General features: G+C 73.8%; 8 protein-coding genes. 6 read left to right on the top strand and 2 right to left on the bottom strand.

The features are described 5' to 3' along the window. Positions 1-53 precede the first annotated feature (53 nt). The 3 genes from ACFYXA_RS08565 (at position 54) to ACFYXA_RS08555 (ending at position 4,596) form a co-directional block, all read left to right on the top strand. The gene (locus tag ACFYXA_RS08565; protein ID WP_389029784.1) at positions 54-2,609 is read left to right on the top strand and encodes a thioester reductase domain-containing protein; all 2,556 of its coding nucleotides are present in this window, start codon (positions 54-56) and stop codon (positions 2,607-2,609) included. Beyond that, positions 2,606-3,748, top strand: coding sequence for an alpha/beta hydrolase (locus tag ACFYXA_RS08560; protein WP_389029780.1), 1,143 nt, complete (start codon positions 2,606-2,608; stop codon positions 3,746-3,748). Before ACFYXA_RS08565 ends, ACFYXA_RS08560 begins: the two co-directional genes overlap by 4 nt. 68 nt (positions 3,749-3,816) lie before the next feature. After that, positions 3,817-4,596, top strand: coding sequence for an alpha/beta fold hydrolase (locus ACFYXA_RS08555; RefSeq protein ID WP_351089584.1), 780 nt, complete (start codon positions 3,817-3,819; stop codon positions 4,594-4,596). A gap of 22 nt (positions 4,597-4,618) precedes the next feature. On the opposite strand, the gene ACFYXA_RS08550 is transcribed toward ACFYXA_RS08555, so the two are convergent. Together ACFYXA_RS08550 and ACFYXA_RS08545 are read right to left on the bottom strand one after the other, a co-directional pair. Next, positions 4,619-6,016: a phosphatase PAP2 family protein gene (locus tag ACFYXA_RS08550; RefSeq protein ID WP_389029776.1), complete on the bottom strand. Its 1,398-nt coding sequence runs from the start codon at positions 6,014-6,016 to the stop codon at positions 4,619-4,621. Positions 6,017-6,159: 143 nt separating this feature from the next. Next, on the bottom strand, positions 6,160-7,779 hold the full coding sequence (locus tag ACFYXA_RS08545; RefSeq protein WP_389031625.1) for an alpha/beta hydrolase: 1,620 nt from the start codon (positions 7,777-7,779) through the stop codon (positions 6,160-6,162). A 307-nt stretch (positions 7,780-8,086) separates the two neighbouring features. Between ACFYXA_RS08545 and ACFYXA_RS08540 the strand changes: the two genes are divergently transcribed. The 3 genes from ACFYXA_RS08540 to ACFYXA_RS08530 all read left to right on the top strand — a co-directional run bounded on the left by ACFYXA_RS08540 (position 8,087) and on the right by ACFYXA_RS08530 (position 10,120). Beyond that, entirely contained in the window at positions 8,087-8,779 is a 693-nt protein-coding gene (locus tag ACFYXA_RS08540) for a chaplin family protein (RefSeq protein WP_389029773.1), read from the top strand. Between the two features lie 85 nt (positions 8,780-8,864). Further along, entirely contained in the window at positions 8,865-9,002 is a 138-nt protein-coding gene (locus tag ACFYXA_RS08535; RefSeq protein ID WP_352252535.1) for a hypothetical protein, read from the top strand. Then, a complete protein-coding gene (locus ACFYXA_RS08530; protein WP_389029769.1) occupies positions 8,999-10,120 on the top strand; it encodes an enoyl-CoA hydratase/isomerase family protein in 1,122 nt (373 codons plus the stop codon). Before ACFYXA_RS08535 ends, ACFYXA_RS08530 begins: the two co-directional genes overlap by 4 nt. Positions 10,121-10,201 lie beyond the last annotated feature (81 nt).

Here is a 10,201-nt window from a genome sequence, read left to right as displayed (position 1 = left end):
GCGGCGCGGAAGAGGAAGGACCGTGCACACCGTGAAGGGCTCCGATGCGTGACATGAACGAGGACGCGGCGACGAACGCCGGGCAGCGGGCGACCGCCGAGGCCATCGAGCGGGGCGGGAGCGGGCTCGGCGTCACCGAACTGCTGACCCTGGTCATGCCGGCGACCCGGGAACCGGCGGGGGAGGAGCGGCAGTTGCCCCCGGAGACCCCGGAGACCCCGGAGACCCCGGAGACCCCGGAGGCCCCGGAGGCCCCGGAGGCCCCGGAGGCCCTGGCCACTCCCACCCTGGACGTCCACGCCCTCGCCGACGCCATCGCCGCAGCGGCCGGCCGCTATCTGCCCGAGGGCCGCCTTGCCCCGGACGCCGACTTCTTCGACGCGGGCGGCAGTTCCGTGCACGCCGTCGAACTCGCGGCGGATCTGGAGCGGGACCTCGGCGTGGAACTGGACCTCGACGACGTCTTCGCCGACGCCCGCCCCCTCAGCCTGGCCCGGCGCTGGCTGCGGACGAACCCCGGCCACGAACCGCACCCGGCCGTCGCGGCCCCACCACGCCCGTCCGCCCCCGCCCCGCAAGCCGCCCCGGCCTCGGCCCCGCAGACCGCCGCCGCCCCGGCCGCACAAGCCGCCCCGACCCTCGCCCCGCAAGCCACCTCGGCCTTCGCCGCGCAGACCGCCCCCGCCTCCACCTCGCGGCCGGCCCCCGCCCCCGCAGCGTCCCCCCGCCCGACATCCCCCACCCCTCACTCCGGCCGCACCTCCGCCCGCCCCGAGGACCTCGACCAGATCCTGGCCGATCTCGCCCTCGCCGACCGTCTCCCCTTCGTCCGCTCGCCCGAGCCCCTGCCGCCCCGCCGGATCCTGCTCACCGGGGCGACCGGCTTCCTCGGCGGCCACCTGCTGCTGGACCTGCTGCGGCACAGCGACGCGCACGTGTACTGCCTGGTCCGGGGCGCCGACGAGGAGGCGGCGACCGCGCGCCTGGCCGAGCAGTTGCGCGGCTACCTGCTGCCGTGGAACGCCGAGGTCCGCCGCCGGGTCACCGTCCTGCCCGGTGACATCCGCCGCCCCCGCCTCGGCCTGTCCGAGGAACTGTGGGACACCCTCGCCCACGAACTGGACGCCGTCGTCGGCGTCGCGGCGGCCGTCGACTTCCTGCGCGGCTACCAGTCGCTGCGGACGAGCAACGTCCTGGGCGCCCTCACCCTCGCCGAACTCGCCGCCGCCGGACGCCCGAAGCCGCTGCACCACATCTCCTCGATCGCCGTCTTCAACGAGGTCGGCATCACCTCCATGGGCGAGGACGACCCCCTCGCCCACGTCGACAACCTCGTGGCGGGCTACGACCAGTCCAAGTGGGCCGCCGAGGTCGCCCTGCGCCGCGCCCGCGACCACGGACTGGTCGTATCGGCCCTGCGCCCCGGCGGCATCGGCGGCCACACAAAGACCGGCGCCCACAACCCGCTGGACCTCAGCAGCGGCCTGATCTCGGCGTTCGGCCGCTTCCGCACCGTACCGGCGTTCCGCAACCTCAACGTGGCCCCCGTGGACTGGGTGAGCCGGGTCGCCGCGGCCGTCGTCTGCGAACCCGACGCCTGGGGCTTCGACTACAACCTCACCGGCGTGCCCAACACCCTCGACGACGTCGTCCGGGACATGGCCTTCGGCGGCATGCACGTGCGCGTGCACGACTGGGACGAGTGGCGCGGTGACACCCTGGCCCGCCTGGAGGCCGAGCCGGTCCCCGAACTGACCTTCCTCGGCCGGGTGTTGCAGAGCCCCACCGCCCTCAAGCTGTGCGAGGCCACGCTCACCGGCCCGGCCGCGATCGCCGAGCGCACCGACGCCCTCGTCGAGGCCCTCGGCCTGCCGCCCGCCGCCCGCTACGACGCCCGCGCCCAGCTGAAGACGTTCGAGAAGCTCGCCGACGACGGCCTCGCCCGGCTCCCGGACAAGAACGACCAGCCCTACCTGTGGTTCTCGGAGACCACCGAGGGCAGCGTGCGCGCCCTCCCCGGCGGCACCGCCGCCGACGGCACCCGATCGCCCTGCTCGATGTCCCTCACCCTCTCCATCGCGAGCATGCACCAACTCGTCAAGGAGCGCCGCGTGGACGTCACCGGCGAGGTCGTCTGCCCCGCCGCCCACCCCGCACCGCTCACCGTCGAGCACGGAGACGTCTGGGTCCGCCCCGAGGAGGGCATCCCGCAGCAGCACGGCATGCGTCACCGACTCCTGCGCTACCGGCTGCGGTTGCGTGACGCCGACGGCCGAGTGTGGTGGCTGGAGGGCCACAAGCACGCCCAGGCCCGCCGCGACGTCTGGCGCCAGACCCGCGCCCTCACCGTCGAGCTGGGCCGCGAGGGCGAACCGGCCACGCTCACCGGCGAGGTCGTCGTCCCCGCCGACTCCTACGTCCGCGACCAGATCGACGGCATCCAGGTCGCCCCCCACCTCACAGCACGGGAGAAACGCGCCGCCAAGCTGACCTGGCTCGCCTGGTTCGGCCTGGAGATGGGCCGCGGCCTGCTCGGGCCGTTCGCCCGCGCCGCCGCCGACCTGCTCGACCTGCGCCGCACCCCGAACACCACGGAGCACCACCGATGATCTTCAGAACGCCTCCAGCCCCCCGCCGGCCCTTGCGCAGGGTCAGGACGGCCCCCGCCCTGCGCCCGCTGCGCCACCGCCTCGACCCGGCCCGCGTTGAGGAGATCCCGTTCCGCGCGCCGGACGGCGTCCGCCTCGGCCTCACCCGCATCGGCGACGGCCGCGCCGGCGACACCGACCGGCCCGCCGTGCTCCTGCTGCACGGACACACCGCGTCGTCCGACATGTTCCTGCTCCCCGAGACCCGCAACCTCGTCGACGCCCTCCTCGACGACGGCTACGAGCCGTGGCTGCTGGACTGGCGCGGCAGCTGCCGCCTGCCCTACAACGAGACCGGTCAGCGCTACACCTACGACGACGTGGCCCTGTACGACATCCCCGCGGCCGTCGACCACATCCGCGGGCGCATCGGCGACCGCCCCCTGTTCGCGGTCGCCCACTGCATCGGCTCCCTGACCCTGTCTCTCTCCCTCACCGCCGGCCTCGTCCCCGGCCTCGCCGGCGTGGTCTCCCAGGGCGTCTTCCTCACCCCGAAGCTGGCGGGCCGCACCTCCCTGCGGATGACGATCGCCGGGGAGCTGCTGAAGACGCGGATCGACCACATCCCCGTCGACTTCCGCAAGGTCGGCCTCCGCTCCCGCTACACCCCCCTGTTCGCGCTGGCCGCACGCAAGGCGGACTGCCCCGACCCCACCTGCCAGATCCTGCACCACTCGGCCTGGGGCACCGGCGCCTCCCTCTTCGTCCACGAGAACCTCGCCGACGCCACCCACGACCGGCTCGCCGACCTGCTCGGACCGGCCCCGCTGTGGATCCTGCCCCATCTGCGCCGTATCGAGCTCGCGCGCACCGTGGTCCGCTGGCACGACACCGACCACCGCTACCGGGCGCTGCCGCCCAACGCGCTCGACGCGGCCGCCCGCATCGACACGCCCGTGCTGCTGCTCGCCGGCAGCGAGAACGGCCTCTGGCTCGACTCCCAGCGGCTCTGCCACGACGTCCTCGCCCGCCGGCAGCCCCAGCTCGACGTGCGCTACACCGAGATCCCGGGCTACGGCCACCTCGACACGTTCATCGGCCGGGGCGCCGCCCTCGACGTCTTCGGTCACATCCTCGACTTCCTCGGCGAACGCCGGTGACGCCGACCCCGGCGGCCGGTTACGGTACGCGTCAGTAACCAGAGAGCACCGCACCGCAGGAGGGCACCATGCCGCAGCTCGAAGTCGCCGGCGCAGCACTGACGTACGACGACGAGGGCCCGCGCGACGGCGACGCGGCGCCCCTGGTCTTCGTGCACGGCTGGACGGCGAACCGGCACCGCTGGGACCACCAGGTGGCGCACTTCTCCGAGCGGCGCAGGGTGATCCGGCTCGACCTGCGCGGGCACGGCGAGAGCAGCGGGGCGGGCGTGAAGACCGTCGACGAGCTGGCCGAGGACGTCCTCGCCCTCCTCGACCACCTCGGGGTCGAGCGGTTCGTCCTCGTCGGCCACTCGATGGGCGGGATGATCTCGCAGACGATCGCCCTCGCCCACCCGGAGCGGGTCGAGCGGATGGTGCTGGTGAACTCGATCGGCCGGATGGTCTACAGCAGAGGCAGAGGCCTGCTCATGGCCGTCTCCACCCTCGTGCCGTTCAAGCTGTTCGTCGCCGCCAACATCCAGCGCGCCTTCGCGCCCGGCTACCCCCGCGACGAGATCCGCTCGTACGTGAAGTCCTCCGCGGACACCCCGCGCGAGGTGGTCATGACGCTGTACGGCGCGATGCGGTCCTTCGACCTCCTGGACCGGGCGGGGGAGATCAGCACCCCGACCCTGATGATCCACGGCTACCACGACGTCCAGCTGCCGCTGCGGCAGATGCTGCGCATGGCCAAGGCCTACCCGGACGCCACGGTCCGCGTCCTGGACGCCGGCCATGAACTGCCCGTGGAGAAGCCCGCCGAGCTGACCGCCGCGATCGACGCGTTCGTGACCGCCGCCCGCTGAAGCGCCCGCGCGGGCGCTCGGCTCACAGGACGATCTCGGACGCCTCGCTCCGCGTCTGCGCCGGAACCCCCGGCGCGGCGCCGTCCGGCGCGGGGGGAGCGTCCGGCCCCGGCGCCGCGGCGTCCCGCGCGTCCCACAGCCGGATCGTGCGGACATAGCCGTACACGACCGAGGCCGTCGCCAGGAGGAGGAGCGGCCCGAACACCCACGGGTGGTCGGCCATCTCCAGCGGCAGCCAGCGATAGGACGCCAGCAGCGCGACGAACACGGTCGCCCCGTGCGCGACGAACCGGATACCCGACCGGTCCCAGCCGCGGTCGAAGGTGCGCAGTCCCACCTCGACGGTGAGTGCGAACACCACGCCGGCGATGAGGTCCGCGCCGTAGTGGTAGCCGAACCCCAGCGTCGCCCCGAGCGTGGCGGCGAGCCAGAAGACGCCCGCGAAACGGAGGGCGCGCGGTCCCCTGCGGGAGTGGAGGAAGATCGTGGTGGCCCACGCGGTGTGCAGGCTGGGCATGCAGTTGCGCGGGGTGACGTCGTCGTACGGCATCGGCCGGGGGACGCCGAGCGGGGGCGGTGTGTCCGGCCAGATGTCCGCCCACGCCCAGTGCCCGCCGCCGGTGCCGAAGGCGCCCGTGCCGTAGGCGAAGACCGGTCCGACGACCGGGAAGACCATGTAGACGGCCGGCCCGAGCAGCCCGATCACCAGGAAGGTGCGCACCAGGTGGTGGCGCGGGAAGCGGCGCTCGGCCGCCACGCGGCGCAGCTGGTACAGCGCGACGACGACAGCGGCCACCGCGAGCTGGGCGTAGACCCAGTCGAGCAGATGGGGGCCCACCGGGGCGGTGGCCCTGACCAGCCGGCCGGCCAGCCACGACGGGTTGCCCAGCGCGTGATCGGCGGTGACCACGTACTGGTCGAGCACCGTCGGGCGGGTCTTCGACGTGATGAGCAGCCAGGTGTCGCCGGTCTTGCGGCCTGCCACCAGCAGCAGCCCCAGCCCCACGCCCTTCAGCAGCAGCACGCGCTCGGGGCCGGTACGGCGCGTGACGGCCACCACCGCGCACCCCAGGATCACCCACAGCGCGCCGTTGCCGAAGGGGTTCCCGGAGGTGACCTCGATGCCGAGCGCCCACCGCGTCAGCGCGAAGACGACGTCGATGCCGACGGCGGCGCCGAACGCGATGATCCGCTGCCGCCAGGTGAGGACCGCCATCGTCAGCGCCATGCCGGCGTACAGCAGGAACCCCGACTTGGGCGCGAACACCACTTCCTGCGCCTGCGTGGTGATCGGCCCCGGCAGACCGTAGTGACGCGCGGCGATCTCCAGCACGACGAGGAACGCGACGGCCACCGCGCCGGCCGTGGCCCACAGCATCGTCCTCGGCCGCCGCGCGGCGGACCCGATGCCGTCCTTCATGTGCGAGAACACCCGCGCTGCTGTGCTGTTCAATGTGCGTGTGGCCGATGTGTGAGTCGTTGACAGGTTCGAACATGCTAACGGAGCTGATTGATCGGTCAGGCGGAAGCAGCCGGATTCGCCGCGGCCGTCGCATGGGCCCTTCAGTCGTCCTCCTCTTCCTCCCCGCAGGAGCTGCCGTTCGGCGGCAGGGTGCCGAAGAGCAGGAAGTCGTCGATCTTCCGGTGCACGCACTTCGACGAGCCGTACCCGGTGTGACCGTCGCTGCGGTTGTCCAGCACCACGGCGGACGGGCCGAGCCGCTTCGCCGTCTCCACCGTCCAGCGGTACGGCGTCGCCGGGTCCCCGCGCGTGCCGACCAGCAGCATCTTCGCCGTGTGCAGGTCCTTGACGTGGTCGCGGATGTAGTCCGTCCCCTTGGGGCGGCCGTAGCACAGCAGGACCTGGGTGAGGCGGTACTGCCCGAAAATCGGCGACGCCTGCTCGTAGTCGGCGCGCAGACGCTTCAGGTCGGCGGTGACCTGCTGAGCGCTGGGCCGGTCGGGATCGTCGGCGCAGTTGACCGCCATCAGCGCCGCCGGGAGGTTGTCGAGGGGCACGTCCTCGGGGTCCACGAGCCCGCCGTCCGGGTCGTCGTCCCCCGAACGGGTGCTGCCGGGCTCGCCCTTGACCGGGAGGGCCAGGCCGCCCGTGGCGAACGCCATCACACCGCTGGTGTCGCCGCTCTCGACGAGCTGCGCCAGCGCCCGCTCCAGCGACGGCCACAGTTTGCTGCTGTACAGCCCCTGACCCATGGCGCCGACGAGGTCCTGCCCGGTGAAGGGCTCGCCGAAGTCCGTCGGCACCGGGTCCTTGTCCAGTGAGCGCACCAGCTGTTCGACCAGTTCCCTGCCCTTGCGCGGATCCTGGCCGAACGGGCAGGCGATGTCCTTCGCGCACCAGTCGACGAAGTCGTCCAGCGCCGTCTGCTGGCCCCGCGCGCCGGCGATGCCCTGCTCAGCGAGCGGCTCGGTCAGCGTGTCCACGCCGTCCAGGACCAGCCGGCCCACCCGGTGCGGGAACTGGGCTGCGTAGACCGCGCCGAGCCGGGTGCCGTAGGAGAAGCCGAGGTAGTTGAGCTTGTCGTCGCCGAGCGCCTGCCGCATGACGTCCAGGTCGCGGGCCGCGTCGACCGTGCCTATGTGCGGCAGCACCGGCCCCGAGTGCTCGGCGCACTTGGCGGCCGCCCGCTTCAGCAGGTCCAGCATCGCGCGCGGGTCGTGCAAGTCGGCCGGTTCGTCGTCCAGGGCGGTGAACGCGTTGCTCTCGCCGTCGCCGCAGCTGACCGGGGAGGACCGGCCGACGCCGCGCGGATCGAAGGTCACCACGTCGTAGCGGTCGGTGAGCTCCATGAACTCCTTGCCGCCCACGGCGAGCTGGGGAACGCCCGGGCCGCCGGGCCCGCCGAAGTTCAGCAGCACCGAGCCGCGGCGGTCGCCCGTCGCCCGGTACCGGGCGAGCGCCAGGTCCAGGCTGCCCGACTTGGGGTGGGCGTAGTCCAGGGGGACGGTCACCTTGCCGCACTGCAGGTCGTCGGGCCACTGTTCGATCCCGCACTGCCCCCAGACGACCTTCTGCGCGTAGAACCGGGCCATCCCCGGGGCCGGGTCCGTGTCAGCGGCGGCGACGGCCGCCGGCAGCCCCGCGCCCAGCAGGGCCAGCGCGGCGGCCGCGGCGAGCGCGCCGCGCCGCCGTGCGGTCCCCCTCGACAGCTTGGCCAGCATCAGTGCCTCCAGGGACGCCCCGCAGCGGACCGGGACGGCGTCGTCGCCCACGATAGGCGGGCCACGGAACACCTGCCTCCGGAGCGGCCCGAGGAGCACGGCGGGCCTTGCCGCAGGCCCCCGCGGCCCCCGCCTGATCTTCATTTCTTCACCCTTGCTATTACTCCGACGGCGGTGCCGTCCGATGGGGTGAAAGAACGCGGGGCCATAACGCGAGAGGTTTCGTCGGCGTTCTACCCGGTGCGGGCGAGTGCCCGCGACCATGTCTGGAAGGCAGGGACCCATGAAACGGGTTACCCGAAACGGTGTGATCGCCGTGGCCGCCGCCTCGGGCGCGATGGCCATGACACTGCCCGCGTTCGCCGACTCCGGGGCGGACGCCCTGGCGGCAGGCTCGCCCGGAGTCGTCTCCGGCAACAACGTCCAGGTGCCGGTGCACATCCCGCTGAACCTTTGCGGGAACACCGTGAGCGTGGTGGGAGCACTGAACCCCGCCTTCGGCAACACCTGCGTCAACAAGGGCTCGCGCCCGGAGACGGCCGAGGGTGCGGCGCAGAACAGCGGCGGCTCGGCGGCGTCGAGCGTCACGAAGGGCTCGCCGGGCGCCGTCTCCGGCAACGGCCTCCAGCTGCCGGTCGACCTCCCGGTCAACGCCAGCGGCAACAGCGTCAACCCCGGCGGCGTGCTGAATCCGACGTTCGGCAACACCTCCGTCAACACCACGGACGAGGAGCAGCCGCCCCGGGCCGAGCCCAAGCCCGAGCCGCCGGTCCGGCACACCCCGCCGGCCGCGTCCCAGCCCGGCCCGACGAAGGCCGTCCCGCCGGCGCGGGCTCCCCAGGCGCCGCAGCCGAAGCCGCACGCCGTCGCACCCCGGACCGAAGCCTCCCTCGCCGAGACCGGTGCGGGAACCACCGCGGCCGCCCTCGCGGGCAGCGCGGCCCTCGTCCTGGGCGGGGCGGTGCTGTACCGCCGCTACCGGCCGGCAGCGGGGCGCTGACCCGCACGGCACACCGCCTGCGGCGGGGCGGTGCGGCGAGGCGCGGAACACTCCGCGCCAACCCCCGCCCCGCCGGCTCCGCGGCGTGACCAGGGGGGCAGGGCATCTCGGCGAGGACGGCAGCGAGAAGATCGTCCACGACACAGTGTCCGCCCGCCTGGAAGGAACCGACGAGATCATGCACGTCATAGCGGCCCGCTGCCCGACGGGGGCATCCCGATGACCGGCCCCGGGAACGGCACCGGCCCCGCAGCGGAACCGGACCCCGGGACGGCGGCCGAGGAACCCGTGCTGCTGCGCACCCGCGGCCGCGCCGCCCACCTCGTCCTCAACCGCCCGAAGGCCCTCAACGCCCTCAGCCACACCATGGTGCGCCGCATCGACGAGGCCCTCACCGCCTGGGAGCACGACCCGGCCGTCGAGACCGTCGTCATCACCGGCGCGGGGGAGCGCGGCCTGTGCGCCGGCGGGGACATCCGCAGCATCCACGCGGACGCCCGCGACGGCGACGGCAGCGCCTCGGCCGCCTTCTGGCGCGACGAGTACCGCCTCAACGCCCGCATCGCCCGCTACCCCAAGCCGTACGTCGCCGTCATGGACGGGATCGTCATGGGCGGCGGCGTCGGCGTCTCCGGGCACGGCAGCGTCCGCGTCGTCACCGAGCGGTCCCGCGTCGCCATGCCCGAGACCGGCATCGGCTTCGTCCCCGACGTCGGCGGCACCCACCTGCTCGCCCACGCCCCCGGCGAACTCGGCACCCACCTCGCCCTGACCGGCGCGCAGATCGGCGCCGGCGACGCGCTGCTGTGCTCACTCGCCGACCACTTCGTGCCGTCCGGCGCGATCCCCGGCCTCCTCGACGACCTGGCCGACCTGCCCGTCCCCGCGGCCCTGGCCCGGCACACCGAGAACGCGCCGCCGGGGGTGCTGGCCGGGCGGCGGGAGTGGATCGACTCCTGCTACGCCGCCGACTCGGTCGAGGAGATCGTACGAAGGCTGCTCGCGCACGGCGATCCGGCCGCCGAGGAGACCGCGCGGACCCTGCTGACCAGGTCGCCCACCGCGCTCAAGGTCACCTTGGCGGCCCTGCGCCGCGCCCGGCGGCTCGGCGGGCTGGAGCGGGTCCTGGACCAGGAGTACCGCGTGTCCTGCGCGGCCCTGAGCACGCACGACCTGGTCGAGGGCATCCGCGCCCAGGTCGTCGACAAGGACCGCACCCCCCGCTGGTCCCCGGCCGGCCTCGCCGACGTCACCGACGCCGACGTGGAGCGCTTCTTCACCCCGCTCGGCAAGCACGAACTCGGCCTCTCGGGACCCGGCACGGCGGCCGCCCCTGAGTGAACGGCCCTACGGGGAGCCGCCACTCGGCCGATCGCGTCGGGTGCCCCGGCCGCACGGGGCCGGGGCCCGGGCAGGGCGGCG

This window comes from Streptomyces sp. NPDC002566 (genome assembly GCF_042889585.1).
In the GTDB taxonomy this organism is placed as follows: Bacteria; Actinomycetota; Actinomycetes; order Streptomycetales; family Streptomycetaceae; genus Streptomyces.
This window is presented reverse-complemented; position numbering and strand designations above follow the sequence as displayed.